Origin of the sequence: Mitsuaria sp. BK037, assembly GCF_014193045.1 — a bacterium.
Classification (GTDB): Bacteria; Pseudomonadota; Gammaproteobacteria; order Burkholderiales; family Burkholderiaceae_C; genus Roseateles.
The window spans coordinates 447,530-474,244 of record NZ_JACHYS010000001.1; the positions used below are offsets into that span (position 1 = coordinate 447,530).

Annotated in this window: 25 protein-coding genes and 2 tRNA genes; 15 read left to right on the forward strand and 12 right to left on the reverse strand. The window is 70.3% G+C overall.

Annotation, left to right across the window (positions count from 1 at the left end):
* Window positions 1-41: 41 nt before the first annotated feature.
* Window positions 42-245, forward strand: coding sequence for a hypothetical protein (locus tag FHT37_RS02015; RefSeq protein ID WP_183478619.1), 204 nt, complete (start codon window positions 42-44; stop codon window positions 243-245).
* Here FHT37_RS02015 and mltB read toward each other — a convergent pair whose 3' ends face one another.
* The 4 genes from mltB to FHT37_RS02035 form a co-directional block, all read right to left on the reverse strand.
* Window positions 246-1,436 carry a lytic murein transglycosylase B gene (gene mltB / locus FHT37_RS02020; RefSeq protein ID WP_183478620.1) on the reverse strand — a complete coding sequence of 397 codons (1,191 nt, stop codon included), beginning with the start codon at window positions 1,434-1,436 and terminating at the stop codon, window positions 246-248. It lies immediately after the preceding gene.
* A 93-nt stretch (window positions 1,437-1,529) separates the two neighbouring features.
* Entirely contained in the window at window positions 1,530-3,575 is a 2,046-nt protein-coding gene (locus tag FHT37_RS02025) for a DUF3488 and transglutaminase-like domain-containing protein (protein WP_183478621.1), read from the reverse strand.
* Window positions 3,572-4,612: a DUF58 domain-containing protein gene (locus tag FHT37_RS02030; RefSeq protein ID WP_254783220.1), complete on the reverse strand. Its 1,041-nt coding sequence runs from the start codon at window positions 4,610-4,612 to the stop codon at window positions 3,572-3,574. The genes FHT37_RS02025 and FHT37_RS02030 overlap by 4 nt, the downstream gene beginning before the upstream one ends.
* A 34-nt stretch (window positions 4,613-4,646) precedes the next feature.
* Window positions 4,647-5,600 carry a MoxR family ATPase gene (locus FHT37_RS02035; RefSeq protein WP_091723361.1) on the reverse strand — a complete coding sequence of 318 codons (954 nt, stop codon included), beginning with the start codon at window positions 5,598-5,600 and terminating at the stop codon, window positions 4,647-4,649.
* 58 nt (window positions 5,601-5,658) lie between these two features.
* Here FHT37_RS02035 and FHT37_RS02040 point away from each other — a divergent pair, with 58 nt between their 5' ends.
* Both FHT37_RS02040 and FHT37_RS02045 read left to right on the forward strand, forming a co-directional pair.
* Window positions 5,659-6,612, forward strand: a complete 954-nt coding sequence (locus FHT37_RS02040) for a histone deacetylase family protein (protein WP_183478622.1) — start codon at window positions 5,659-5,661, stop codon at window positions 6,610-6,612.
* An 88-nt stretch (window positions 6,613-6,700) separates the two neighbouring features.
* The gene (locus FHT37_RS02045) at window positions 6,701-8,089 is read left to right on the forward strand and encodes a mechanosensitive ion channel family protein (RefSeq protein ID WP_255489469.1); all 1,389 of its coding nucleotides are present in this window, start codon (window positions 6,701-6,703) and stop codon (window positions 8,087-8,089) included.
* Between the two features lie 322 nt (window positions 8,090-8,411).
* Here the strand turns inward: FHT37_RS02045 and FHT37_RS02050 are convergent, their stop codons facing one another.
* Together FHT37_RS02050 and FHT37_RS02055 are read right to left on the reverse strand one after the other, a co-directional pair.
* Window positions 8,412-9,953, reverse strand: a complete 1,542-nt coding sequence (locus tag FHT37_RS02050) for a fumarate hydratase (protein ID WP_147241178.1) — start codon at window positions 9,951-9,953, stop codon at window positions 8,412-8,414.
* 149 nt (window positions 9,954-10,102) lie between these two features.
* Window positions 10,103-10,366 carry a hypothetical protein gene (locus tag FHT37_RS02055; RefSeq protein ID WP_141225239.1) on the reverse strand — a complete coding sequence of 88 codons (264 nt, stop codon included), beginning with the start codon at window positions 10,364-10,366 and terminating at the stop codon, window positions 10,103-10,105.
* A gap of 259 nt (window positions 10,367-10,625) precedes the next feature.
* Here FHT37_RS02055 and nhaA point away from each other — a divergent pair, with 259 nt between their 5' ends.
* Complete coding sequence (gene nhaA / locus FHT37_RS02060; RefSeq protein WP_221210948.1) at window positions 10,626-11,789, forward strand: Na+/H+ antiporter NhaA; 1,164 nt, start codon at window positions 10,626-10,628, stop codon at window positions 11,787-11,789.
* Between the two features lie 99 nt (window positions 11,790-11,888).
* Here nhaA and FHT37_RS02065 read toward each other — a convergent pair whose 3' ends face one another.
* Window positions 11,889-12,503, reverse strand: a complete 615-nt coding sequence (locus FHT37_RS02065) for a TIGR00645 family protein (protein ID WP_091723376.1) — start codon at window positions 12,501-12,503, stop codon at window positions 11,889-11,891.
* Window positions 12,504-12,685: 182 nt separating this feature from the next.
* Between FHT37_RS02065 and acs the strand changes: the two genes are divergently transcribed.
* Entirely contained in the window at window positions 12,686-14,656 is a 1,971-nt protein-coding gene (gene acs / locus FHT37_RS02070; RefSeq protein ID WP_183478624.1) for an acetate--CoA ligase, read from the forward strand.
* 331 nt (window positions 14,657-14,987) lie between these two features.
* The gene (locus tag FHT37_RS02075) at window positions 14,988-15,173 is read left to right on the forward strand and encodes a hypothetical protein (protein ID WP_091723381.1); all 186 of its coding nucleotides are present in this window, start codon (window positions 14,988-14,990) and stop codon (window positions 15,171-15,173) included.
* A 64-nt stretch (window positions 15,174-15,237) separates the two neighbouring features.
* On the opposite strand, the gene FHT37_RS02080 is transcribed toward FHT37_RS02075, so the two are convergent.
* Window positions 15,238-15,549, reverse strand: a complete 312-nt coding sequence (locus FHT37_RS02080) for a c-type cytochrome (protein WP_147241032.1) — start codon at window positions 15,547-15,549, stop codon at window positions 15,238-15,240.
* A gap of 177 nt (window positions 15,550-15,726) precedes the next feature.
* Between FHT37_RS02080 and FHT37_RS02085 the strand changes: the two genes are divergently transcribed.
* Window positions 15,727-15,975 (forward strand): TIGR04438 family Trp-rich protein, encoded by a 249-nt coding sequence (locus tag FHT37_RS02085; RefSeq protein ID WP_091723387.1) that lies wholly within the window; start codon window positions 15,727-15,729, stop codon window positions 15,973-15,975.
* 100 nt (window positions 15,976-16,075) lie between these two features.
* On the opposite strand, the gene ilvD is transcribed toward FHT37_RS02085, so the two are convergent.
* Window positions 16,076-17,785: a dihydroxy-acid dehydratase gene (gene ilvD, locus FHT37_RS02090; protein WP_091723390.1), complete on the reverse strand. Its 1,710-nt coding sequence runs from the start codon at window positions 17,783-17,785 to the stop codon at window positions 16,076-16,078.
* A gap of 104 nt (window positions 17,786-17,889) precedes the next feature.
* On the opposite strand from ilvD, the gene FHT37_RS02095 reads away from it, so the two are divergent.
* The 6 genes from FHT37_RS02095 (at window position 17,890) to FHT37_RS02120 (ending at window position 21,978) form a co-directional block, all read left to right on the forward strand.
* The gene (locus FHT37_RS02095) at window positions 17,890-18,795 is read left to right on the forward strand and encodes a LysR substrate-binding domain-containing protein (RefSeq protein ID WP_183478625.1); all 906 of its coding nucleotides are present in this window, start codon (window positions 17,890-17,892) and stop codon (window positions 18,793-18,795) included.
* 134 nt (window positions 18,796-18,929) lie between these two features.
* The gene (locus FHT37_RS25605) at window positions 18,930-19,982 is read left to right on the forward strand and encodes a tetratricopeptide repeat protein (RefSeq protein WP_183478626.1); all 1,053 of its coding nucleotides are present in this window, start codon (window positions 18,930-18,932) and stop codon (window positions 19,980-19,982) included.
* 60 nt (window positions 19,983-20,042) lie between these two features.
* Complete coding sequence (gene lgt / locus FHT37_RS02105) at window positions 20,043-20,867, forward strand: prolipoprotein diacylglyceryl transferase (RefSeq protein WP_091723397.1); 825 nt, start codon at window positions 20,043-20,045, stop codon at window positions 20,865-20,867.
* A 51-nt stretch (window positions 20,868-20,918) separates the two neighbouring features.
* Entirely contained in the window at window positions 20,919-21,638 is a 720-nt protein-coding gene (gene dnaQ / locus FHT37_RS02110; RefSeq protein ID WP_183478627.1) for a DNA polymerase III subunit epsilon, read from the forward strand.
* Between the two features lie 136 nt (window positions 21,639-21,774).
* Window positions 21,775-21,849: transfer RNA gene (locus tag FHT37_RS02115), tRNA-Val, on the forward strand.
* Window positions 21,850-21,903: 54 nt separating this feature from the next.
* Window positions 21,904-21,978: transfer RNA gene (locus FHT37_RS02120), tRNA-Val, on the forward strand.
* A 115-nt stretch (window positions 21,979-22,093) separates the two neighbouring features.
* Here FHT37_RS02120 and FHT37_RS02125 read toward each other — a convergent pair.
* The gene (locus FHT37_RS02125; protein ID WP_183478628.1) at window positions 22,094-22,612 is read right to left on the reverse strand and encodes a coiled-coil domain-containing protein; all 519 of its coding nucleotides are present in this window, start codon (window positions 22,610-22,612) and stop codon (window positions 22,094-22,096) included.
* A 130-nt stretch (window positions 22,613-22,742) separates the two neighbouring features.
* Between FHT37_RS02125 and FHT37_RS02130 the strand changes: the two genes are divergently transcribed.
* Window positions 22,743-23,591: an NUDIX hydrolase family protein gene (locus FHT37_RS02130; protein ID WP_183478629.1), complete on the forward strand. Its 849-nt coding sequence runs from the start codon at window positions 22,743-22,745 to the stop codon at window positions 23,589-23,591.
* 76 nt (window positions 23,592-23,667) lie between these two features.
* A complete protein-coding gene (locus FHT37_RS02135) occupies window positions 23,668-24,768 on the forward strand; it encodes an NAD(P)/FAD-dependent oxidoreductase (protein ID WP_183478630.1) in 1,101 nt (366 codons plus the stop codon).
* Window positions 24,769-24,791: 23 nt separating this feature from the next.
* Here the strand turns inward: FHT37_RS02135 and FHT37_RS02140 are convergent, their stop codons facing one another.
* Both FHT37_RS02140 and FHT37_RS02145 read right to left on the reverse strand, forming a co-directional pair.
* The gene (locus tag FHT37_RS02140) at window positions 24,792-25,796 is read right to left on the reverse strand and encodes a tripartite tricarboxylate transporter substrate binding protein (protein ID WP_183478631.1); all 1,005 of its coding nucleotides are present in this window, start codon (window positions 25,794-25,796) and stop codon (window positions 24,792-24,794) included.
* Window positions 25,789-26,709, reverse strand: coding sequence for a LysR family transcriptional regulator (locus FHT37_RS02145; RefSeq protein WP_091723411.1), 921 nt, complete (start codon window positions 26,707-26,709; stop codon window positions 25,789-25,791). Before FHT37_RS02145 ends, FHT37_RS02140 begins: the two co-directional genes overlap by 8 nt.
* Window positions 26,710-26,715 lie beyond the last annotated feature (6 nt).

Genomic DNA, 26,715 nt, shown 5'->3' on the forward strand with positions numbered 1-26,715 from the left:
GCTCGGTGGCTAAGATCGATCGCCCACTTCAGGAGGAAACCATGAATGCTCCGCGCACTTCCAGTGACTTCCCACCCGGCCTGCACGGCGGGCTCGAGCATGACGACGAGGACCATCGCGTCGGCGAGACCGGCCAGAAAGGGCCGGAAGGGGACGGCGACATCGACCGCGCCCACCATGAGCAGCGCGACTCCGGCGATCGCGCCGAGCGACCGCGGACCAAGCCGCCGATCCCCGGCCGTTGATCAGTTGGCGCTGGCCGGACCCGACGCGGGCGTCGGGCCGGTCGCCTTGCGCCAGCTCGCCAGGGTGTTGGCGAACTCGATGACCGCCATCGCGTAATAGCTGCTCTGGTTGTAGCGGGTCACCGTGTAGAAGTTCTGGGTGCCCGCGACGTACACCGGCGCGGCGCCGCCCATCTGCAGCTCGATCAGCGCCAGCGGCCCGTTGTGCGCGCGCCCCTGCGGCGACAGCTGCGCGCCCACCGATTCGAACTGCCGCGCATCGAGCTGCGGCAGCACGTCGCTGATCAGCAGCTGGGCGCGGGCCGCGGTGTCATTGGGCACCTGCACCTCGTAATGCGTCGGCATGCCGCGCTGCCAGCCGTGCTCGCGCAGGAAATTGGCCACCGAGCCGATCGCGTCAACCGGGCTGTTGATCAGGTCCACATGGCCGTCGCCATCGAAGTCGATCGCGAAGCGCCGCCAACTGCCCGGCATGAACTGGCCCCAGCCCATCGCGCCGGCGTACGAGCCCTTCATCGCCATCGGATCCAGGCCGTTCTCGCGCGCCAGGATCAGGAACTGGCGCAGCTCCTCGCGGAAGAAGGGGCTGCGGTCGCGCGCGCCGGGCGGCAGCGGCGAGGGGTAGTCGAAGCTCAGCGTCGCCAGCGCGTCCAGCACGCGGAAGCCGCCCATGATCCGGCCGTAGAAGGTCTCCACGCCGATCACCGACGCGATCATTTCCGCCGGCACGCCATAGGACGCCTCCGCGCGCGCGAGCGCCGCCTCGTGCGTCGCCCAGAAGGCCAGCCCGGCTTGCAGCCGCTGCGGCTCGACGAAGCGCTGCCGGTAGGCGCCCCAGTCCTTCGCCTGTCCCGGCGGCCCCGGCAGGATCAGCCGCTGCACCGCCGGCTGCGGACGCGCCAGCGCCAGGATCGCGCGCAGTTCCTCGCGCCGGTAGCCGAGCGACTCCGCCTGCGCGTCGGCGAAGGCCATGACGTCGTCGCGGTCGCCATAGGCCGGCGGCGGCGCGGGCTTGCGCGCCGGCTTCTTCGCGGCGGACTTCGGCTTCGCGGCCGGGTGCGGCTTGTGGGCCGTCTCCGCCAGCGCCGGCGCGGCGGCCAGGCCGGCCATCAGCGGTGCGGCGGCCATCGAGGCCTGGAGCAGGGAACGGAGGAAGACGCGGCGGGGTGTGGAGCGGCGGACAGCGGTCATGCGGGACTACGGCGGAGGCGGCGGAGATGGCGGTAATGGCGGATGCGAGCCGGCGAGCGGCGGTGCAGCGTCAAGCACATGGAAGAGGAGGGCTCAGCGGGCCAGCGCCTGACGGAGGTCGGCGCACAGGGCCGCGAACTGGCGCTGCCATTGTGACGTGGCGGCGGCGAGGTCCTGCCGGTAGCGCTGCGCTTCCAATTGCAACAGCGCGGCCGCGACCGTCTCGGCCGGCGCGCCGTGGCGCTCGACCAGCGCCGCGGCCCAGCGGCGCGGGGTCTCGTCGTCGCGGGTGGACAGGCCGAGCCGATCGAGCTCGCGCCGCACGCGGGCGCGCTGACGCGACCAGGGATCGTGCGGCCGCCGGTGCCAGGCCGCCAGGCCGGCCCCGACCAGGGCCGCCAGCGCCATCAGGCCGCCGGCGACCTGGCCCAGCGCGGTCCAGTCCGGATTCTCGAAACCCAGGCGCTTGAGCAGGCTCATCTGCTCGCCGGTGGAGAAGTTCAGCACCGTCTGCTGCCAGCGGTTGTTCAGGCGCTCCCAGGCGGTGCGCAGCTCCGTCAGCAGGCCCGGGCGGAGCTGCTCCAGCGCGCCGGTGAACACGCCCGGCGACGGCCGCAGCGGCCGGCCCTGGATGCGATCAGGCGACACCGCCGCGGTCGGATCGGCGCGCTGCCAGCCGCCGGAGGCGGTCCAGAACTCGGCCCAGGCATGGGCCTGGCTCATGCGCACGACCAGGTCGCCGTCCTGCAGCTGCGGGTCCGCGCCCTGGAAGCCGGTGACTACGCGGGCCGGCACGCCCGCCGCGCGCATCAACACGACGTAGGCCGAGGCGAAGTGCTCGCAGAAACCGAGCTTGCGGTCGAACCAGAACTCGTCGATCGCATGGGGACTGGTCTCGCCATAAACGCCGGGGCTGAGGGTGTAGCCGAAGCCGTCGCGGCGGACGCGGGTCAGCAGCTCCCGGTTCACGGCGAGCGCGCGGGCGTCGTCGTCCAGCGCCGCGAAGCGCTCCTGCAGCGAGGCGCCGAGCGCCCGCGCGCGCGGATTCAGGCCGGGCGGCAGGCTCAGCGCCTCGAGGCGATCGGCGCGGCCGAGGCGGGTGCCCCATTGCGCGCGCGGCCAGGCCTCGTGCCGGAAGCGCAGCGTCTCCGCGAACGGCAGCGCGACCTGCCACTGGCCTTGCGGCGAGCGCGTCGCCGCCAGGCGTCCGACCGGGATCCGGTCCCCGGTGACGCCGGGGCTGAACTCCAGCAGCGGGATCGCGGTGACGCGCAGCGGCTCGATCGTGGCCTGGTAGCGGAAGACCGGGCCGTCCAGCGTCGGTGCCGCCTCGTGGCCGACCCAGGTCACCCGCGAGGCGGTCCACTGCTGGCCGTCGAAGCGCGTCAGCACCTGCGCCCGGAAGTACAGCTGCGGCTGCGCCGGCGGTGCGCCGTCGAAGCGCAGCCGCATCGCGATCGTGTCGTCGGTGGCGACTTCGGCGAAGGCGCCGAAGCTCATCGTGTCCGACAGCCCGGTGCGCGCGCCCGAGTCCTTGGGCAGTCCCCACAGCGGCGGGAAACGCGGGAACAGCACGAACAGCGCCACCATCACCGGCAGGCCGATCAGCGTGTTGCGCGCCGCGATGCGCGCCGCCAGCCGCAGGCTCGGCACGCCTTGCGGCATCTGCGCCAGCACCAGCGCCGACAGCAAGGCCCAGACGCAGCCGATCATCCAGACCGCGATCAGCGGCGACTGCGAGTACAGGAACTGGGTCAGCACCAGGAAGAAGCCGAGGAAGAACACGACGAAGGCGTCGCGCCGGGCGCGCAGCTCCAGCGTCTTCAGCGCCATCAGCATCGCCAGCATGGTGATGCCGGCCTCGCGTCCGAGGATGGTCTTGTGGGTGGCCAGGGTCAGGCCGATGACCACCGCCAGCACCGCCAGCAGGCTCCAGCGACCGGGCAGCGCCTCGCTGCGCCAGGCCAGCCGCGCGCGCCAGCCCAGCATCAGCGCGGTCAAGGCGCTGCACCACCAGGGCAGGTGACCGGCATGCGGCAGCAGCACGGCGGAAATGATCGCCAGCAGGAAGAGCGTGTCGCGCGCCTCGCGCGGCAGCGGGCTACGGCGGCCTGCCGCCAGGGTCGGGGCGGCGCTCATGGCTGCTCCTGCGCCAGCGCCAGCGCTTCCATGCAGTCGCGGAAATGCTCCGGCCCGAGGTCGGGCGCCAGCGAGACGCCGCGCAGGCGCAGGCCGTAGGGCAGGCCTTCCTCCTCGGCGCGCAGCACCCACGCGGCCAGGCGGGAGACGCGCTGCTCAAAGGGCAGGCCGCGCGTCGCCGCCAGGTCCAGCCACTGCTCGCTGGCGCGGCTGCCCAGGCGCTCGCGCACGAGCAGGGCCGCGCCGGCGCCGCTGCCGCCGGGGGGCTGCGGCTGGGCCAGCGCCAGCGCCGACTTCTTCCACAGGATCTGCCGCGGCGAGTCGCCATGCCGGTAGGGCCGCAGCCCCGGATCGTCGCCCAGCCCGGGCTGGCCCTGGCCCTGCGGCAGGCCTTCCTCGACGGCGGCGGCGGGCGGCGCTTCCAGCTCGGGCGCCGGATAGACCCAGGCCTGCGCGGCCGGCCGCCAGTAGCTCCAGGTCACGAACAGCCCGAAGGGGAATTGCGATTCGATGCGCAGCCGCGGCAGCGCATGCCGGCCGCGGGTCGGGAAGCTCAGTTGCAGCTGCAGCTGCGCATGGCCCTGCGCGGGCACGTCGGCGAAGGCGCTATCGGCGGATTTGGCGTCGGGCAGCCGCACGCCGACGCCGAAGCGCGCCGCCGAGGGGTTGTGCAGCCGGATGTCCAGCGCCAGCGGCTGGCCCGCGTAGGTCGGCGGCGGCGTCTTCAGGTCCAGCTTCAGGCCGCGCAGGTTGGCGTGGGTCGCGTTCATCGACGCCATGCCGGCGCCCGCGAGCACGAAGGTCAGCAGGTAGCCCAGGCTCAACTGGTCGTTGATCGACGCCAGCAGCAGCACCAGCAGGGTGACGACGAAGGCGGCGCCCGGGCGGCTGGGCAGGATGTAGAGGTTGCGCTGCGTCAGCGCGGTCGTGTCGCTGGCCGGGTGGCGGGCCTGCCACCACGCGTCCCAGCGCCGCTGCCACGGCCAGCGCAGGGCCGGCGGTTTCAGCGAGGGCAGCTTCCAGGCGGGCACGCGCACGGCGGTCTCCGGTCGGGCGGTCGCGAGGCCGCGCTCAGGGCAGCGGCACGGCGGCCATCATCGCGCGCACCTGCTCGCGGGCGCCGCGCGCGCTGCCGCCACGGGGGCGCAGCCGGTGCGCGATGGTCTGCGGCAGGATCGCCTGCACATCGTCCGGCGAGACATAGTCGCGGCCGCTCAGCAGCGCCTTGGCGCGCGCGGCGCGCAGCAGCGCGAGGCCCGCGCGCGGGCTCAGGCCTTCCTGGAACCACTCGCCGGAGCGCGTCGCCTCCAGCAGCGCCTGCAGGTAGTCCAGCAGCGCCGGCGAGACGTGGATGCGCAGCACCTCGCGCTGCAGCGCGCGCAGCTGTTCCGGCGTCATCACCGGCTTGAGCGTGCGCAGCTGCTCGCGGCTGTCCTCGCCCATCAGCAGTTCGCGCTCGGCCTGGCGGTCGGGATAGCCCAGGCTGATGCACATCAGGAAGCGGTCCAGCTGCGACTCCGGCAGCGGATGCGTGCCGAGCTGCTCGCTCGGGTTCTGCGTCGCGATGACGAAGAACGGTTGCGGCAGCGGATGGGTCGTGCCGTCCACGCTGACCTGGTATTCCTCCATCGCCTCCAGCAGCGCGCTCTGCGTCTTGGGGCCGGCGCGGTTGATCTCGTCGGCCAGCAGCACCTGGCTGAAGACCGGGCCGGGGTGAAACTGGAAGGCGCTGCCGCCGACGCCCTGCGCCCCGGGCTGGTAGATGTTGACGCCCAGCAGGTCGGACGGCATCAGGTCCGTCGTGAACTGGACGCGGGAGAAGCGCAGGCCCAGCGAGATCGCCAGCACATGCGCCAGCGTGGTCTTGCCCACGCCGGGGAGGTCCTCGATGAGCAGGTGGCCGCCGGCCAGCAGGCAGGCCAGGCAGTCTTCCGTCTGCGCCTGTTTGCCCTTGATGATCGTGCTAATCTGCCGCCGCAGGTCGGCCAGCGGTTGGGAGGCGAGGGTCGGGGCGTCGGAGCTCATCGACGCACGATATCTCAGAATCCCCACGGTCCGACGACGCCACGCGCACGCCCCGACCATGTCCACCGCCTTCATCAGCCACCCCGACTGCCATCGTCACGACATGGGCGCCGGTCACCCGGAATGCCCGCAGCGCCTGGCCGCGATCGAGGACTGGCTCATCGCCCACGGCATCGACACCGCGCTCGACCGGCACGACGCGCCGCGCGCCGACTTGCGGGCGCTGGAGCGGGCGCACTCGGCGCGCTACGTCGCCGAGCTCAAGGCCGAGCTGGAGGCGCTCGAGCAGCAGGCCCGCGAGGGCGTGCCCAACCCGATGAAGGCGCTGGACCCCGACACCTGCGCCAACGCGCACACCTGGTCGGCGGCGCTGCGCGCGGCCGGCGCGGCGGTGCAGGCCACCGACCTGGTGATGGACGGCCGCGCCGAGAACGCCTTCTGCGCCGTGCGCCCGCCCGGCCACCACGCGACCCGCGAGCAGGCGATGGGTTTCTGCTTCTTCAACAACGTGGCCGTCGCCGCCCGGCATGCGCTGGACGTGCGCGGCCTGGACCGCGTCGCGGTCATCGACTTCGATGTCCACCACGGCAACGGCACCGAGGACATCCTCGCCGGCGACGAGCGGGTGCTGATGGTCAGCATCTTCCAGGACCCGCTCTACCCGTATTCGGGCAGCGAGCCCAAGGGCGCCAACATGCTCAACGTGCCGGTGCCGCCGTACACCCGCGGCGCCGAGGTGCGCGAGATGATCGAGTCGCTCTGGATGCCGGCGCTGGAGCGCTTCCGGCCGCAGATGGTGTTCGTCTCGGCCGGCTTCGACGCGCACCGCGACGACGACCTGGCGCAGCTCGGCCTGGTCGAGGCCGACTACGAATGGATCACGCTGCGCATCATGGACGTGGCCCGGCGCCACGCGAAGGGCCGCATCGTGTCCTGCCTGGAAGGCGGCTACGACCTGGGCGCGCTGGCGCGCAGCGTCGGCGTCCACCTGAGAACGCTGGCCGGGATCTGAGCGGGATCCCGCGCGCCCGCTGTCCCGATTTCCATTTCCCATTGACCGATAGACCCGGCCCCGGCCGGTTGCCGAATTGATCTCCTCCTTGAGCTCCACCCTGGGTACGACCGCACCCCTGAACCACACCCTGAGCCTGCGTGAGCTGGAATCACTGCTCACCATGCTGTCGCGACCGCGCGCGCTGATCGAGGTCGGCCTGGTGCTGGCCTGCCTGGCGATGTCCTGGCTGATCGTCTACCGCATCAGCAAGCATGTGACGGCGGCGCCGGGTCACCAGTCGGTGCTGCTGGGCCACCGCGTGTACGACGGCGTGCTGTTCCCGGTCATCGCGCTGCTGCTGGCGCTGGGCGCGCGGCGGCTGATGCCGCTGCTGGGCGAGCCGGTCGCGCTGTTCCGCGTCGTCATCCCGGTGCTGCTGTCGCTGGTGGTGATCCGGCTGGTGGCGCGCGTGCTGCGGGCGACGATGCCCGATTCGATCGGCATCAAGCTGCTGGAGCGCAGCGTCTCCTGGGTCGCCTGGCTGGGATCGATCCTGTGGATCGTGGGCCTGCTGCCCATCCTCATCGACGAACTCGACGAGTACAAGCTGGGTTTCCTGCCGAAGAACGCCAGAGGCGAGTCGACGACGGTCTATGACCTCCTGGTCGGGGTGCTGCAGGTCGGCGCCATCATGCTGGTGGTGCTGTGGCTGTCCTCGGCGATCGAGTCGCGGCTGCTGCGCGGCAAGTCGGTGATGGACCTGTCGATGCGCAAGATCGCGGTCAACCTGACGCGCACGGCGCTGCTGGTGGTCGGCGCGATGGTGGCGCTGAACATGGTGGGCCTGAACCTGAGCGCCTTGTCCTGGCTGGGTGGCGCGGTCGGCGTGGGCCTGGGCTTCGGCCTGCAGAAGATCGCGGCGAACTATGTGTCGGGATTCATGATCCTGGCCGAGCGCTCGCTGCGCATCGGCGACATGGTCAAGGTCGACAACTTCGAGGGCCGCATCAGCGACATCAAGACCCGCTACACGGTGATCCGCGCGCTCAACGGGCGCGAGGCGATCGTGCCGAACGAATCGCTGATCACGACGCGGGTCGAGAACCTTTCCCTCGCCGATCCGCAGGTCAACGTGACGACCGTCGTCCAGGTGGCCTATGGCACCGATGTCGACGCCTTGTTCCCGCAGCTGATCGAGGAGATCCGGCGCGTGCCGCGGGTGCTGTCCGAGCCGTCGCCGTCGGTGTCGCTGAGCAACTTCGCCGCCGATGGGCTGGAGCTGACGATCGGCTTCTGGATCTCGGATCCGCACAACGGGCAGGGCGGGGTGCGCTCCGACGTGAACCTGGCGGTGCTGCGCCTGCTCAACCGGCTGGGCATCGACATTCCGTTCCCGCAGCGCGTGGTGCGGACGGTGGCGGAAGCGCCTGTGGCGGAAGGCCCGGTCGTGGAAGCGCCGGTCGCGGGAGCGTCCGTCGCGCCCGCGGAGAAGTGAACCGCTCGGCGGCCCGCGCTTCGGCGGGCCGATGCCTGGTCGTCGGTCGTCGGCGGCCTAGGACGCTCGTAGCGGACATGCCGACGGTCGGCCAGCGTCAGCACGACGTGGTTGCCCGGTGCGTCGAAACGGAGCCATCACCAGCGCCAGGGCGGCACCGGTGAAGGATCGGCGGGGAGGTGGGTCGGGCCCATCGGGGGAGGGGGTCGTTCATGCCGCGGTGATACGCGGGAAGCCAGCGCGACGTGAAGTGCTGGAAGGCACCGCCAGAAATGAAAAAGACCACCCGAGGGTGGTCTTGTCATGGGCGCGAGGAGCGTGCTCAGCCGGCGGCGACCGGGATCTTGATTGCCTTGCCGGAGGCGATGCGCTGCTGCCATTCGGCCGGGCCGGTGATGTGCGCGCTGGTGCCGCCGGCGTCCACCGCCACCGTCACCGGCATGTCGACCACGTCGAACTCGTAGATCGCTTCCATGCCAAGGTCCTCGAAGCCGACGACCTTGGCGTGCTTGATCGCCTTGGACACCAGGTAGGCGGACCCGCCCACCGCCATCAGATAGGCGGACTTGTGGTTCTTGATCGACTCGATCGCGACCGGGCCGCGCTCGGCCTTGCCGATCATCGCGATCAGGCCGGTCTTCTCCAGCATCATGTCGGTGAACTTGTCCATCCGCGTCGCGGTGGTGGGGCCCGCCGGGCCGACCACCTCGTCACGCACCGGGTCCACCGGGCCGACGTAATAGATCACGCGGTTGGTGAAGTCCACCGGCAGCGATTCGCCCTTGGCCAGCATGTCCTGGATGCGCTTGTGCGCGGCGTCGCGGCCGGTCAGCATCTTGCCGTTGAGCAGCAGCGTGTCGCCCGGCTTCCAGCTCGCGACCTCGTCCTTGGTCAACGTGTTCAGGTCGACGCGTTTGCTCTTGTTGTAGTCCGGCGCCCACTTCACGTCGGGCCACAGGTCCAGGCTGGGCGGCTCCAGATAGCTCGGGCCGGAGCCATCCAGCACGAAGTGCGCGTGACGCGTGGCGGCGCAGTTCGGGATCATCGCGATCGGCTTGGAGGCCGCATGTGTCGGGTAGGTCTTGATCTTGACGTCCAGCACCGTGGTCAGGCCGCCCAGGCCCTGCGCGCCGATGCCCAGCGCGTTGACCTTCTCGTACAGCTCGATGCGCAGTTCCTCCAGCTTGTTCTGGGGGCCGCGCTCCAGCAGCTCGTACATGTCGATGTCGTCCATCAGGGCTTCCTTCGCCAGCAGCGCCGCCTTCTCGGCCGTGCCGCCGACGCCGATGCCCAGCATCCCCGGCGGACACCAGCCCGCGCCCATGGTCGGCACGGTCTTGAGCACCCAGTCGACGATGTTCTCGCTTGGGTTGAGCATGTAGACCTTGCTCTTGTTCTCCGAGCCGCCGCCCTTGGCCGCGACGATCACGTCGACGGTGTTGCCGGGCACGACCTCCATGAAGATCACCGCCGGCGTGTTGTCCTTGGTGTTCTTGCGCTCGAAGATCGGATCGCTGAGCACCGAGGCGCGCAGCTTGTTGTCCGGGTGGTTGTAGGCGCGGCGCACGCCCTCGTTGACGGCGTCCTGGATGGAGCCGGGGAAATCGGCCCAGCGCACGTCCATGCCGATCTTCAGGAAGACGTTGACGATGCCGGTGTCCTGGCAGATCGGCCGGCGGCCTTCGGCGCACATCTTCGAGTTGGTCAGGATCTGCGCGATGGCGTCCTTGGCGGCCGGGCTCTGTTCGCGCTCATAGGCGCGGGCCAGGTGCTGGATGTAGTCGGCCGGGTGGTAGTAGCTGATGTACTGCAGCGCGGCGGCGACGCTTTCGACGAGGTCGGCGTAACGGATCGTGGTGGTCATGGTGGGGCTCGGGGATCCAGGGACGCGGCGGATTATCCTCCACCGCCCCATTGCCCCGCCGCCGGCAGCGGCTTCCGAGCGGCATGCGCACGGTGCGGTCCGCACGCCGGGCCGTCGACCGCCGGTCCGGCGCCCCGAGCCGGGGAGCCTCAGCTGCCCGGTGCCGTCGTCCCGCGCGGCTTGACCATGTTGCCGACCTCGCTGGACAGGCGGCGCTTCTCGTCCTCGCTGAGCGCCGGCGCGCATTCGCGCTTGCCCAGCATCGAGCCGGTGCGCTGTTCGCGCTCGCAGACCATCTTCTGGCCGGTCTCGCCTTGCGCCGAGGCGGTCGGCGTGCCGGTGGCGGTGACGCCGTCGCTGGCGCAGGCGGCGAGCGCCAGCAGCGGCGCGGCGACGAACAACAATCGGATCATGTCGTGCTTCCCTCGAGAGTCCGGGATCCGTGTCCCGGGGGGCTGATGAAGCGCGGGATGCTAGCAACGCGCGCCCGGCCGCATCCTCGGGAGAACGCGACACTCCCTCTTCAGAGGGACGGGCCGCGCACCGGCGATGATGCGGTCTTCACGCGCGCGTTAACTCTTTCACTGGGATGGGTCATCGACGCGTCCCCCTCGCTCTGATTTACTGCCTGGGGCCGCCGATCCGGTGGCTCGTTTTTCGGGAGGAACTTTCTTGACACCGGGACTCAAACGCTTCTTCGCCAGCGAATCGGCCGGCGGCATCGTGCTCGCGATCGCGGCGGTGGCCGCGCTGATCCTGTCCAACTCGCCCTGGCGGGAGCTCTATGCCGCCTTCACCCGCATCGAGGGCGAGGTCCGCATCGGCGGCGACTGGCTGGTGCTCGCCAAGCCGCTGCTGGTCTGGGTGAACGACCTGTGGATGGCGGTGTTCTTCTTCCTCGTCGGCCTGGAGATCAAGCGCGAGTTCGTCAGCGGCGAGCTGGCCGAGCGCTCCCAGGCGGTGCTGCCGATGGTGGCCGCGCTGGGCGGCATGGTCGTGCCGGCGCTGATCTATGCCGTCATCAACCGCGGCGATCCGGTCGCGCTGCACGGCTGGGCGATCCCCGCCGCCACCGACATCGCCTTCGCGATCGGCATCGTCATGCTGCTGGGCAGCCGGGTGCCGGCCTCGCTGAAGGTCTTCCTGACGGCGGTCGCGATCATTGACGACCTCGGCGCCATCGTCGTCATCGCGCTCTTCTACACGAGCCAGCTGTCGCTGGTCATGCTGGGGGCCGCCGCGGCCTGCCTGGCGATCCTCTTCGCGCTCAACCGGGCCCGGGTGACGCGCGCGGACCTCTACATCGTCGTCGGCCTGGTGCTGTGGACCTGCGTGCTCAAGTCAGGCGTGCATGCGACGCTCGCGGGCGTCGCGACCGCGCTGTTCATCCCGTCGGACGACGGCCGCGGCCGCTCGCCGGCCGAGGACCTCGAGCACGGCCTGCATCCGTGGGTCGCCTTCCTGATCCTGCCGATGTTCGCGTTCTCCAACGCGGGCGTGTCGCTGCTGGGCCTGCATGCGGGCGACCTGCTGCATCCGGTGTCGCTGGGCATTGCGCTGGGGCTGCTGCTCGGCAAGGCGGTGGGCGTGTTCGGCAGTTCCTGGCTGATGATCCGCTTCGGCCTGGCGCAGCGGCCGGGCGGCGCCGACTGGGTCCAGTTCTTCGGCGTCTGCGTGCTCTGCGGCATCGGCTTCACGATGAGCCTGTTCATCGGCGGCCTGGCCTTCGAAGGCCACGGGCCCGACTATGAGACGCGGGTGAAGCTCGGCGTGCTGGGCGGCTCGATCCTGTCCGGCGTGGTGGGCACGCTGATCCTGCTGCGCAGACGCGCCTGAGCGGGCGCCCCGCCCAAAAAAGAAGGGAGCCCGCGGGCTCCCTCGTCGCTGATGCCGATCCAGTGCCGATCCGGCGCCGACCCGGCGCCGCGGTGGCGCTCAGTGCTTGTCGCCCGGCGGATGGGTGAGCAGCCGGTCGGTCATCGCGATGGCCAGCGCCGAGAGCAGGAAGGCCAGGTGGATGGCCGTCTGCCAGATCAGCGTCTGCTCGGTCAGGTTCTGCACATTGATGAAGGTCTTGAGCAGGTGGATCGAGGAGATGCCGATGATGGCCGTCGCCAGCTTGACCTTCAGCACCGACGCATTGACGTGGTCCAGCCATTCGGGCTGGTCCGGATGGCCCTCCAGATGCAGCCGCGACACGAAGGTCTCGTAGCCGCCCACGATCACCATGATCAGCAGGTTGGAGATCATCACCACGTCGATCAGTGCCAGCACGGCCAGCATGATGATGGTCTCGTTGAGCTTGGTGGGCGCGGTGCCGGCCTTGTAGCCCACGCTGTCCACCAGCAGTCTGAGGGCTTCCTGGTTGCCGAAGGCCGCCTCCACGAGATGGATCAGCTCGGTCCAGAACTGGTAGACGTAGACCGCCTGCGCCAGGATCAGCCCCAGGTACAGCGGCAACTGCAGCCAGCGGCTCCCGAACATCAGGTGGGCGAGCGGGTGCATGCGCTTGGGCGCGGTGTCGGCCGGGGCCTTCGGTCGATCGGTCATCGGGGCAATCCTTCAGGTCGTAACGGGCGGGAACCGCCAAACCGGGCGATTTTAGTGAGAGCATGCCGCTGGTTTCGCGGCCGCGCGCCCGCCGCTCTTCTACAAGAGTAAGCAGATCGTCAGTGTGAAAGCGGAGAGTTCGGCCGAGTTCGAAGATCCCTGCCTGTACGGAGACATAGGCCATGAGCGACAAGATCAGCGACAAGATCTACAACCCCCCCCAAGCCGCCGTCCAGGGCGCGCACGTGTCCGGCATGGCCGCCTACGAGGCGCTGTGCCAGGAAGCCGAGACCGACTACGCCGGCTACTGGGCGCGCCAGGCGCGCGAGCTGCTCAGCTGGAAGCAGCCCTTCACCAAGGTGCTGAACGAGTCGGACGCCCCCTTCTTCAAGTGGTTCGAGGACGGCCGGCTCAACGTGTCCTACAACTGCCTGGACCGCCACGTCGAGGCCGGCCGGGGCGAGCGCGTCGCGATCATCTTCGAGGCCGACGACGGCAGCGTCACCCGCGTCACCTATGCCGAGCTGCTGGCCCGGACGGCGCAGCTGGCCAACGCGCTCAAGGCGCGCGGCGTGAAGAAGGGCGATCGCGTCGTCATCTACATGCCGATGTCGGTCGAGGGCGTGGTGGCGATGCAGGCCTGCGCGCGCATCGGCGCGACGCACTCGGTGGTGTTCGGCGGCTTCTCGGCGCAGTCGCTGCGCGACCGGGTGCAGGACGCCGGCGCGGTGATGGTGCTGACCGCCGACGAGCAGGCCCGTGGCGGCAAGTCGCTGCCGCTCAAGGCCATCGTCGATGACGCGCTGGCCGACAACAGCTGCCCGACCATCCAGTCGGTCCTCGTCTACAAGCGCACCGGCGGCCAGATCGCCTGGGTCGACGGCCGCGACGAATGGCTGCATGACGCGGTGGCCGGCCAGGCCTCGAGCTGCGAACCCGAATGGGTCGAGGCCGAGCATCCGCTGTTCCTGCTCTACACCTCGGGCTCGACCGGCAAGCCCAAGGGCGTGCAGCACAGCACCGGCGGCTACCTGCTGCATGCGGCGCTGACCACCAAGTGGACCTTCGACCTGAAGGACTCCGACATCTTCTGGTGTACCGCCGACATCGGCTGGGTGACCGGCCACACCTACATCACCTACGGGCCGCTGGCGCTGGGCGGCACCGAGATCGTCTTCGAAGGGATCCCGACCTTCCCGGACGCGGGCCGCTTCTGGCAGATGATCCAGAAGCACAAGGTCACGATCTTCTACACGGCGCCGACGGCGATCCGCTCGCTGATCAAGGCGGCCGAGACCAACGAGGCGGTCCATCCGAAGAACTACGACCTGAGCTCGCTGCGGCTGCTGGGCTCGGTGGGCGAGCCGATCAACCCGGCCGCCTGGGAGTGGTACCACCAGCATGTGGGCGGCGGCCGCTGCCCGATCGTGGACACCTTCTGGCAGACGGAAACCGGCGGCCACATGATCACGCCGCTGCCGGGCGCCACGCCGCTGGTGCCGGGCTCCTGCACGCTGCCGTTCCCCGGCATCACCGCGGCCATCGTCGACGAGACCGGCAACGACGTGCCCAACGGGCAGGGCGGCATCCTGGTCGTCAAGAAGCCGTGGCCCTCGATGATCCGCACGATCTGGGGCGATCCGGAACGCTTCAAGAAGAGCTACTACCCGCCCGAGCTCAAGGGCTACTACCTCGCCGGCGACGGCGCCATCCGCGACGCGGACACCGGCTACTTCACCATCACCGGCCGCATCGACGACGTGCTGAACGTTTCGGGCCACCGCATGGGGACGATGGAGATCGAGTCCGCGCTGGTCAGCTGCACCGAGCTGGTGGCGGAGGCGGCGGTCGTGGGCCGGCCCGACGACACGACCGGCGAGGCGATCTGCGCCTTCGTCGTGCTCAAGCGCCCGCGTCCGAGCGGCGACGAGGCCAAGGCCATCGCCAAGCAGTTGCGCGACTGGGTCGCCAAGGAGATCGGCCCGATCGCCAAGCCCAAGGACATCCGCTTCGGCGACAACCTGCCCAAGACGCGCAGCGGCAAGATCATGCGCCGGCTGCTGCGCTCGGTCGCCAAGGGGGAGAGCGTCACGCAGGACACCTCGACGCTGGAGAATCCGGCGATCCTGGAGCAACTGGGCCAGGCCTACTGAGATCGCTCCGCAGCAGCTCGTGAAGCCCCGCCTCGGCGGGGTTTTTTCATGGGCTCGCGCAGACACCTGCATCCCGGCACCCGCATGAACGCCCGCCGCGCGGCCCGCGTGCGCGGGGCGGTGCGGCAGCGGGGCGCTGGTCTCCGGCAGCGCTTGGCCTTCATGTGGCAGCCAAGGCCGCAGCCACACTGGCTCGGGTCGTGGTGTCCGCGCGGTTCATGGACCAAGAATCGTCGCACCGCCCCATCGGGGCGGGCCGCGATCCGGCCCGCGATCAGGGCGGCGCTCGCGCGGCATCCCCCGGATGCCGATCTCACAGAAGGAGTCGCTTGTGGAGTCTTCGTTCCCGCAGAGGTCCCCGAAACCAATCCGGCGCTGTGCCGCCGCGCTGGCGCAGTTGCTGCTGCTGGCCATCGGCGGCCGGGAGATCCTGATCTCCGTCGGCCTGCGCGGCCGGGTGCGGCTGAACTTCCTGAGAAGACTTCCCGAGAAGAGGGCGGCTGACGGCAGGCGCTGAATGAGACAAGGCCCCGGAAGGGGCCTTGTTCATGGCGAGCCGGCCAGGCTCGGCGCGTCGACCTTCACTTCGTCGACATCACCCACTTGGCGAGCTGCTCGGCCTCCGCCGGGCTGACCTGCGCATTGGCCGGCATCGGGACCGGGCCCCAGACGCCGGAGCCGCCCTTGATGATCTTCTCGGACAGCTTCTTCACCGCGTCCTTGTCCTTGGCGTACTTGGCCGCGACGTCCTTGTAGGCGGGGCCGACCAGCTTCTTGTCGACGGCATGGCAGGCCATGCAGTTCTTCTTCTGGGCCAGTTCCTGGCTGGCGAAGGCGCTGGGGGCGGACAGGGCGGCGATCAGGGCCGCGGAGACGAACAAGGCGTTTTTCATGGCATCCTTTCAGATCCTGCCGGGAAGATGCGGAACACCCTCAAGAGAACCCTGCGAGAAGCTCGCGACGTGGGGACCGCTTCCCGGGGGAGCGGCGAATGGCTGGGGGTGTCCGGGCTCGGGCGATTGTAGTGTTGGGAGCCGTGCCGACCTGGCGCGTGTACGAGGAGAAATGCGATGTGGTTGATCGTGATCGGCGTCTTGTTGATCGCCTTGAAGCTGGCCGAGTTCGGGCCGATCGGTGCCTTGAGCTGGTGGTGGGTGCTGTCGCCCTTCGTGCTGGCGGTGCTGTGGTGGGAGTTCGCCGACAAGTCGGGCTACACCAAGCGCAAGGAGATGGACAAGCTCGATGAGCGCCGGGAGGCGCGCCGCCAGCGCTCGCTTGAGGCGCTCGGCCAGGCGGACAAGCAGCGCAAGCGGCGTTGATCCGGACCGCGACCGACCGCCGCGACCGGCAACGACAGCGGGGCCCTCGGGCCCCGCTGTCGCATTCATCGCGCCGACCGATGGGCCGGCGCCGGATCGTTCACTCGAACTTGTCGAGCACCGCGCCCGAGCTGGCGCTCGAGGCGCTCTTGGCGAACTTGGCCAGCACGCCGCGCGTGTAGCGCGGTGCCGGTTTCGTCCATGCAGCCTTGCGGCGCGCCAGTTCGGCATCGTCCACATGCAGCTGCAGCAGCAGCTGGTGCGCGTCGATGGTGATCGAATCGCCTTCGTGAACGAGGGCGATCGTCCCGCCTTCATAGGCTTCCGGCGCGACGTGGCCGACCACCATGCCCCAGGTGCCGCCGGAGAAGCGCCCATCGGTGATCAGGCCGACGCTCTCGCCCAGGCCCTGGCCGATCAGCGCGCCGGTGGGCGCCAGCATCTCCGGCATGCCGGGGCCGCCCTTGGGGCCGAGGTAGCGCAGCACCATCACGTCGCCGGCCTTGATCTGGCCGGCCATGATCGCGGCCAGCGCCGACTGCTCGTCGTCGAACACGCGCGCCGGGCCAGTGATGACCGGGTTCTTCAGGCCGGTGATCTTGGCGACGCAGCCCTCGGGCGACAGGTTGCCCTTGAGGATCGCCAGGTGGCCTTCGGCGTAGATCGGGTCCGAGACGGCGCGGATCACCTCCTGCTCCGGCGAGAGATCCGGCACGTCGGCCAGGTTCTCGGCGACGGTCTTGCCGGTGATGGTGATGCAGTCGCCGTGCAGCAGGCCGGCCTTGAGCAGCTGCTTCATGACCGCGGGGATGCCGCCGGCCTTGTGCAGGTCCACCGCCAGGAAGCGGCCGCTGGGCTTGAGGTCGCACAGCACCGGGATCTTCTTGCGCATGCGCTCGAAGTCGTCGATGGTCCAGTCCACCTCGGCGGCATGCGCGATGGCCAGGAAGTGCAGCACCGCGTTGGTCGAGCCGCCGGTGGCCATGATCACCGCCACCGCGTTCTCGATCGCCTTTTTCGTGACGATGTCGCGCGGCTTGAGGTTGGCCTTCACCGCCCGGACCAGGTAGTCGGCGGCGCGCTTGGTGTTCTCGACGACCTCGTCCTCGACGTTGGACATGCTCGACGAGTAGGGCAGCGACATGCCCAGCGCCTCGAAGGCCGAGCTCATCGTGTTGGCCGTGTACATGCCGCCGCAGGAGCCGCTGCCGGGGATGGCGCGCTTCTCGATCTGGCAGAAGTCTTCCTCGCTCATCTTGCCGGCGCTGAACTGGCCGACCGCCTCGAAGACGCTGACGATGTTGAGGTCCTGGCCCTTGTAGTGGCCGGGCTTGATGGTGCCGCCGTAGATGTAGATCGCCGGCACGTTGGCGCGCAGCATGCCCATCATCCCGCCGGGCATGTTCTTGTCGCAGCCGCCGATCACCATCACGCCATCCAGCCACTGGCCGCCGACGCAGGTCTCGACGCAGTCGGAGATGACCTCGCGCGACACCAGCGAATACTTCATGCCCTCGGTGCCCATGGCCATGCCGTCGGAGATCGTCGGCGTGCCGAAGAGCTGGGCGTTGGCGCCGGCGGCCTTCAGGCCGACGACGGCGGCGTCGGCCAGCTTCTGCAGGCCGGAGTTGCAGGGCGTGATCGTCGAGTGGCCGTTGGCCACGCCGATCATCGGCTTGCCGAAGTCGCTCTCCTGGTAGCCCATGCCGTAATACATCGAGCGGTTGGGCGCGCGCGCGACGCCTTCGGTGATGTTCCGGGAGCGACGATTCGGGGCGTCGTCGGGCGTGGCGTTCTTGGCGTCGGTCATGGCGGACATCCTGGCGGGCAGTGCTTGGAGCGCGCCAGTATGCGCCGCCGGCCTATGCGGGTCCAATATATAGTGGACGCCGAATTGATTTGCCGGACATATCGATGATCGAACTCCGTCCGATCCGCCAGTTCCTCGTGCTCGCGGAGGAACTGCACTTCGGTCGCGCCGCCGAGCGGCTGCACATGACCCAGCCGCCGCTGAGCCTGGCGGTGCAGAAGCTGGAGGCGCAGCTGGGCGTGCAGCTGCTCGAGCGCGGGCGGCGGACCGTCGCGCTGACGGCGGCCGGGCAGGCGCTGGTCGAGGCGGGGACGCGGCTGGTGGAGCAGGCCGACCAGGTGCCGGTGCGGGTTCGGGCGGCGGCCAGCGGCGAGGCCGGACGGCTGAGCCTGGGTTTCGTGTCGACCGTCGGGTACGGCGACATGCCGCGCTGGCTGCGGCTGTTCCGCGAGGCGCTGCCCCAGGTGCAGCTCGCGCTGCGCGAGGCGACGCTGGATGTCCAGCTGCGGGGCTTCGAGTCCGGTGAACTCGATGCCGGCTTCGTGATCCACGCGCCGGGGGCCGAGCCGGCCGGGTTCGAGCGCCTGATCGTGTCGACGGAGCCGCTGGTCCTGGCCCATGCGCAGGACTGGGGGCTGGCCGGCCGGCGCAAGGCGCCCCCCGCGCTGGAGGAGGTCCTGCGCGAGCCGCTGGTGGTGTTCCCGCGCGAGATCGCGCCCTCGCTGTTCGATGCGCTGCTGGGCTTCTACCGCGCCCACGGCGCCACGCCGCAGATCGCCCAGGAGGCCATCCAGATGCAGACCATCGTCAACCTGGTGTCCGCCGGCATGGGCGTGGCCTGGGTGCCGCGATCGGTGTGCGCGCTGCAGCGGCCGGGCGTGCGCTACCGGCCGTGGCCGTCGGCCCGCGTGCCGGCCTGCGACACCAGCCTCATCTGGCGGCCGGACGCCTCGCCGGTGGTGCGGCGCTTCGTCGACCATGTCCGGCGTCAGGTGAAAGTCAAGGCATGACCCTGCCTGCGGCCGCCAGCCAGAAGCAGGTACGGCCTGGCGGGGCCGGCGGCGAAGGCGAAGCGGCCGTTCGGCACGGGGCATGCACGTCCGGCCGAGTTCTGCGACCATGCGCCGATGAAAGGATCTCCCCCGTGAAAGCTCCCCGCAAGAATGACGATGGCGACCGCCGCGGCCTGCTGCGCCGGGTGGTCGGTGCGATCTGCCTCATCACCGGCTTCTCGATGCTGATGAGCGTGGCCTTCGCGACGCCGGCCCAGGCGGCCGTCTTCAAGGACCATGAACTGCAGACGCTGCTCGACGCCGGGCGGGCGGACGACCTGGAGAAACTCGCCGCGCAGCGGGGGAAGGCCGATCCGGACGATCCGCAGGCGGTGGCCGCTCTGGCGCTCGCGCAACTGGACCTGGTCGACGGCAGCGTGCTGAAGCAGAACATCCAGCGGCTGGAGCAATGCGTGCAGCGCACCCCCAACGAGGGCGCCTGCCATTACGCACTGGCACTCGCGCTGGTGATGCAGGCGCGCGGCGGCAGCAAGTTCAAGGCGCTGGGCTCGCTGGGACGCGTCAGCGAGCTGGCGCAGCGCGCGATGGCCTTGATGCCGGACGCGCCCGAGCCGCGCAGCGCGCTGCAGCAGTACTACCTGGCGCTGCCCGGCTTCATCGGCGGCGGCGAGTCCAAGGCGCGCGCGCTGGAGCAGGACGTGAAGGACCCGGCGCAGCTGAACCTGATGCGAGCGCGGGTGGCGGCGTCGAAGAAGGACTGGCCGGCGATGGAGAAGGCGCTGCGCGCGGTGCGCACGCAGCGACCCGAGCTGCTGCTCGAGCTGCGCGTGCTGTGGAGCGACTACGGCCGCAACCTGATGTTCAGCGAGCAGAAGGACAGGGCGGTGCCCTGGTTCGAGGAGCTGCTCAAGAACCAGCCCAACCAGGCGATGGGCGCCTACGGCCTGGGCCGGGCCTATGACGCGCTGGGGCAGTACGACAAGGCGGTGGCCGCGTTCGAACGCGCCCGCGGCCTGCAGGGCGCCGAGCAACTGGGGCTGGATCGCCGGCTGGGGGCGACGCTGGCGGCCAAGGGCGACAAGGCGGCCGCGCGCACGGCCTTGCAGCGCTGCGTCGACAACCGCCGCGGCAGCAATGGCGACATCGAGGACTGCCGCAAGCAGCTCGCCGCGCTGGGCGGCTGAGCGGGCCGTCGCTGCCCGGCCCTTATGATTCGCGCCTTTGCGGCGCAGTAGAGCTCTTTCATGTTGGTGCATCCCCAGTTCGACGCGGTGGCCTTCCATCTCTGGAAGTGGCCCATCCACTGGTACGGCCTGATGTACCTGGCGGCGTTCGGCCTGTTCCTGTGGCTGGGCAACCGCGTGGTCGCCCGCCCCTGGAACGCCGCTCGCGGCTGGACCCGCCGCGACGTCGACGACCTGCTGTTCTACGGCGTGCTGGGCGTGGTGCTGGGCGGCCGGCTGGGCTACGTGTTCTTCTACAAGCCCGCCTACTACCTGAGCCATCCGGGCGAGATCCTGGCGGTGTGGCAGGGCGGCATGTCCTTCCACGGTGGACTGCTGGGCGTGCTGATCGCGCTGGCGCTCTTCGCGTGGCGGCGCGGGTTCCATTTCCTCGAGGTCGGGGACGTCGTCGCGCCCTGCGTGCCGACGGGGCTGGCCGCGGGACGGCTGGGCAACTTCATCAACGGCGAGCTGTGGGGCCGCGCGGCCGATCCCGGCCTGCCCTGGGCAATGGTCTTCCCGCAGGCCAACGACGGTGGCATTCCACGCCACCCGTCGCAGATCTACCAGTTCCTGGGCGAGGGCGTGCTGCTGTTCATCGTGCTGTGGCTGTTCGCGCGCAAGCCGCGGCCGATGGCGGCGGTGTCCGGCCTGTTCCTGCTCGGTTATGGCATCGCGCGCTTCACGGCCGAGTACTTCCGCGAACCGGATGCCTTCCTGGGCCTGCGCGCCTTCGGCTGGAGCCAGGGCCAGTGGCTGAGCGTGCCGATGATCGTCGGCGGTGCGCTGATGATGGTCTGGGCCTACCGCCGGCAGGCGCGGCGGGGCGCGGCCCCGGCGCACTGAGCGCCGCGCGGACCCAGTGCCGCCGGCGATCCGCACACGAGACTTCGAGACATGCGTCAGATCTTCTTCGATACCGAAACCACCGGCCTGAATCCCGAATCGGGCGACCGCGTCGTCGACATCGGCCTGGTGGAGATGGTGAACCGTCAGCTGACGGGACGTCATCTGCACTTCTACCTGAACCCCGAGCGCGACATGCCCGAGGAGGCGTTCCGCGTCCACGGGCTGAGCAGCGAATTCCTCGCCGACAAGCCCAAGTTCGCGCAGATCGTCGATGAATTCCTCGCGTTCATCGAGGGCGCGGAGCTGGTCGCCCACAACGCGGCCTTCGACGTGGGCTTCATCAACGCCGAACTCAAGCGCTGCGGCCGGGCGCCGCTGCACGAGTGCGTCGACAACGTGCTGGACACGCTGCTGATGGCGCGGGACATGTTCCCGGGCAAGGCCAACTCGCTGGATGCCTTGTGCCGGCGGCTGGAGGTCGATAACAGCAACCGCGGCCTGCACGGCGCGGTGAAGGACGCGGAGCTGCTGGCGGAGGTCTACATCCGGCTGACGCGCGGCCAGGATTCGCTGGTCATCGACGACAGCGCCTCGTCGTCGCCGGGCCAGGGCGGCGAGCTGGTGGTCGCGGCGATCGACTTCAGCGCGTTCGATCTGCCCGTCATCGTGCCGACGCCGGAAGAACTGGCGCTGCACGACAAGGTGCTGGTCGATCTGGACAAGGCCAGCGGCGGCAAGCGCATCTGGCAGGTGCCGGCAACGGCCTGACCGCGACTGCGGCTCGTGCCGCCTGGCAGAATTTCCTGGCGAGTTCTTGAATCGGGTCAAAAACTCATGGCATAATCTTCGACTTTCCCGGACATCCCCGGCAGCGGCGCAAGCAGCGGTCGAGGACGGCAAGACCGGGCGGTTAGCTCAGCGGTAGAGCACTGCCTTCACACGGCAGGGGTCGCAGGTTCGAACCCTGCACCGCCCACCACGTCTTGATGTCCAGCGAAATCCGGCACCCAGCCGGCAACCCGGTCCGAATACCGGGCGGTTAGCTCAGCGGTAGAGCACTGCCTTCACACGGCAGGGGTCGCAGGTTCGAACCCTGCACCGCCCACCAGAACAACCCCGTCAGCGTCAACTGGCGGGGTTTTTTTCTTGGCCGACGATCGACGTCATCGGGCGTCATCGCGTGCGCTGGCGCTCCACCCCGCGCCACCGGACGCCATTGAGCGTCACCGCATCAAGTAGCGCATCACGCCGAAGATCAGCGAGCCCAGCACCGTCACCGTGGTCAGCTGGCCCGCGACCATCCACCGGATCAACTCGGTCCTGGTGCTGGCCAGCTCGTGCTTGACCTCGCCTCGCAGCTGCGACATGTCGCCCCGCACCGCGGCGATCTCCTGCCGCATCTCCGCACGCACGGCGGTGATCTCCTGCTTCATTTCGGCGCGCAGGACGGACACCTCTCCGCGTACCGTGGCGATCTCCTGCTTCATCTCCCCGCGCAGAACGGCCACTTCGCCGCGGACCGCGGCGATGTCCTGCTTCATCTCCCCGCGCAAGACGGAGAACTGCGATTTCAGGTCGGCCATGTCGACCTTCACCGTCTGCAGGTCGGTGAGCTTGGCGTATGGGGTCTGCTGATCGGTCATGCGTTTCTCCAGAGCGCCGGCGATGGCTTCGGCGGCGTGGGTGGCGGCGTGGTCGGTGGCACCGACCTGGCGGAAAGCTTTATGCAAGGCGAGCTTCATCGAGCGGCTCCTGGGTGTCGTGGACTGCGGGTTCATCGCTGAACAAGGCCGCGATGATCCTGCGTCCGCGAGGGCGTGTCTCTTGCACATTCCAGTGATTCTTGGGGGAGAGAGCCCGGACAATCGCGCGATGCCTGCGCTGCTGCCCCCCTCGCTCGTTGCCGTCCTACCGCGCTGCCTGCAACTCGCGCGGCAGCCGCTGCCTGCCGGACTGTTGCCGCTGCGGATGAACGGCCTGACCCTGGGTCATGTGCATCCGATGAGACGAGCGCTGCTGGGCGAGGTCTGGCCCGAACTGCGCGTCCGCGACGACGGGCTCGACTGGGACGCTAATGCCCTCGACGTCGAGGCTCGCTCCGCGCGCATCGAGGCCGTCGCGCTCGCGCTGCGGGCCCGCGGCGCGATCACCGGCTGGCGCGGCGAGCGCTACGCCTGCGAGCATCCGGTCGACGATCCCTGCACCGCGCGCGGCGAGCCGCTGTTCCGCCTGGAGCGCGCCGCCTTCCGCTTCTTCGGCCTGATGAGCCGCGCGGTGCATGTCAACGGCTTCCTGCCGGGCGCGCGGCTCGTGTGCGGGCGCCGCGCGATGACGAAGGCGACGGACCCCGGCCGGCTCGACAACCTCGCGGCCGGCGGCCTGACCGCCGACGAGGACCTGGTCGCCTGTGCCCGACGCGAGCTGATGGAGGAGGCCGGCGTGCCGGCGGCGTTTGGCGCCGGGGTGCAGCCGCGCGGTGCGCTGCGCAGCACCCGCATGGAAGCCGAAGGCCTGCATGACGAGGTGCTGCACGTGTTCAGCCTTGCGCTGCCGGCCGGCTTCACGCCGCGCAACCGCGATGGCGAAGTCAGCGAGTTCCTGACCCTGGACCTGGAGACGCTCGCCCAGCGCCTGGCCGGCGGCGAGTTCAGCCATGACGCCGCCGCCGTGTGCGCCTTCGGCCTGCAGCACGCGCAGGCGCTGGCCGACCTGCGCGCCTGATCGCTGATCGTTGATCGCCCGCGCGCTGCGGATTCCCCGTACCGGCCGGCGAGGACCGCTCGGCACAATCGCCGCCATGGATCAAGTCGATGCGGTGGTGATCGGGGCCGGCGTGGTCGGCCTCGCGGTGGGGCGGGCGCTGGCGATGCGCGGCCTGGAGACGCTGGTGCTCGAGCGCGAGCTCGCCATCGGCACCGGCGTCAGCTCGCGCAGCAGCGAGGTCATCCACGCGGGCCTCTACTACCCCGCCGGCTCGCTGAAGGCCAGGCTGTGCGTGCGCGGCAAGCAGCTGCTGTATGCGCACTGCGCCTCGCACGGCGTCGCGCATCGGCGCTGCGGCAAGCTGGTGGTCGCGACCGCGCCGGAGCAGTTGCCCGGACTGCGCGCGCTGCGGGCCAAGGCCGCGGTCAACGGCGTCGACGACCTACGGTGGTTGACGCGGGAGGAGGCCCAGGCGCTCGAGCCGCAGCTGCGCTGCGAGGCCGCGTTGCTGTCGCCCTCGACCGGCATCGTCGACAGCCACGGGCTGATGCTGTCGCTGCAGGGGGACCTCGAACGGCACGGCGGTGCCGTCGCGTTCGGCGCCGCGGTGACCGCGGTGGATCGCGGCGGGCCGGGACATGTCGTGCGCACGAGCGAGCTGTCACTGGGCGCGCGCCTCGTCGTCAATGCGGCGGGCCTGCACGCGCCGCTGCTCGCCTGGGCCATCGAGGGACTTCCGCCGCCGCCCGTCGCCCGCTTCAGCAAGGGCTGCTACTTCGCGCTGCAGGGCCGCGCGCCGTTCTCGCGGCTGGTCTATCCGCTGCCGCAGGACGCCTGGCTCGGCGTGCACCTGACGCTGGACCTGGGCGGCCAGGCGCGCTTCGGACCGGATGCGCAGTGGCTCGATGCCGATCGCCCCGAGGACATCGACTACGCCGTCGATCCGGCGCGCGCCGAGGTCTTCTACGAGGACGTGCGGCGCTACTGGCCGGCGCTGCCCGACGGAGCACTGCAGCCGGCCTACAGCGGCGTGCGGCCCAAGATCCATGCGCCGCACGAACCCGCGCCGGACTTCCGCATCGACGGCCCCGCGCAGCACGGCGTGCCGGGCTTGGTGAACCTGATGGGCATCGAGTCGCCGGGACTCACCAGTGCGCTCGCGATCGCGGAGGAGGTCCTCGCGCGGCTGGACTGAACGCCGCGGCGCGCCGCGCTCAATCAATCGGGCGGCACGCGCAGCGCCCGCTCGCGTTCCTTGGCGATGCGCGCGGCGAAGTCGGCGGCGCTGCCGCCGGTGGGCAGGTTGCTGACCTCCAGCATCCGCGCGCGCAGCTCGGGCTGGCGCAGGGCGTCGTTGACCAGCGCGTTGAGGCGGCGTAGCCGCTCCTCGGGCACGCCGCGCGGCGCGAACAGGCCGAAGGTCGAGACCAGGTTGGCGTCCGGGAAGCCGAGTTCCGCCAGCGTCGGCACCTCGGGCAGCACCGGCAGCCGCACCGGCGAGCCGATGGCCAGCGCCTTCAACCGGCCCTGGCGCACCAGCTGCAGTTGCTGCGCGGCGACGTTGGAGGACAGCAGCTCGAACTGGCCGCCGATCGCATCGGTCAGCTGCTGGCCGCCGCCTTTGTAGGGCACGTGGATGATGTCGACGCCGGCCGCGGCGCGCACCTGCGCGAGCACCATGTGGCCCACCGTCGCGTGACCCGAAGTGGCCCAGCGCAGTCGCCCCGGCGCGGCCCGCGCGGCGGCGAGCATCGCGGGGAAATCCCGGGGCTTGAACGACGGATGCGCGAGCACCAGCACCGGCGTGTCCATGAGGCTGACGACCGGCACGACGTCCCGCGGCGGGGCGTCGCCGCGGCCGGTGGCGGCGGAGGCCGGGTCCGGCGGCCCGAAGACCAGTGGCGAGATCGCGCAGTAGGCCAGCGTGTGGCCGTCGGGCGCGGCGCGGGCCAGTGACTCCAGCGCAGTCAGGCCGCCGGCGCCGGCGCGGTTCTCGACGATCACCGGCACCTTCAGGCGTGCGCCCATGAACTGGGCGAGCGCGCGCGCGGTCTCGTCGCTGATGCCGCCGGGTGGGTAAGCCACGATCAGGTGCAGGGCGCGCGACGGCCACGGCTCGGCGGCGGTCGAGGTTTGCGCGCGTACGCCCGCGATGAATGCAGGCAGTCCGGCCGCACCCGCGAGCGCCGCGCCGTGCCCGATCACCCACGCGCGCCTACGCATCGCGGTGCTCCATCGCGATGCGCCGCGCCAGCGCGAGGAAGGTCGCCATCGGGCCGTCCTGGTCGTGGGTCCGGTAGGCCAGCGTCAGCGGGGCCTCGAGCCGCGCCTGCTTCTCCATCGGCCGGTACACGATGGAATGCGCATGCACGCCCCGCATCGAGGCCGGCACCACCGTGATCCCGGCGCCTGCGGCGACCAGGTTGAGGTTCATCATCATCCGGTCGACCTCGACGAAGCTGCGCGGCCGCACGCCGTCGCGCTCGCACAGCGCCAGCAGATTGGCGTACAGGCCGGGCGCGCCGGGGCGCCGCACCAGGATCAGGTCCTCGTCCTCCAACTCGGCCAGCGGCACCGGCGTCGTGGCCGCGCGCGGCACCGCCGCGAGCCGGTGGTCCAGCGGCACGGCCAGCAACGCGGGCTCGGTCAGCAGCGTCTCGAAGCTGACGCCCTCCGGCCGCGCCACCGGCACACGCAGGAAGCCGCCATGCAGCCGCGTCTTCACGATCGCGTCGATCAGGCCGGCGGCATTGTTCTCGGTCATCGACAGCGCGATGCCGGGATGCTCGCCCCGGCAGGCGCGCAGCACCGCCGGGGTGTAGGCATGCGCCGCGGCCGAGCTGGTGAAGCCGATCGCCAGCAGCCCGTGCTGGCCGCTGGCCAGGCGCTCCATGCGGTCGCGCATGTCGTGGTAGTCGCGCAGCAGTCGCCGGGCCTCGTCGAGGAACTGCCGGCCGCCATCGGTCAGGCTCACGCCCTTGGGATGGCGATGGAGCAGGGCGATGCCCAGTTCCTGCTCCAGCGTCTTGATCTGCTGGCTCAGCGGCGGCTGCTGCATCCCGAGCAGCGCCGCGGCGCGCGTCATGTGGCCGGTCTCGGCGACCGTCACGAAATAGCGCAGGTGTCGGAGGTCCATGGCTGC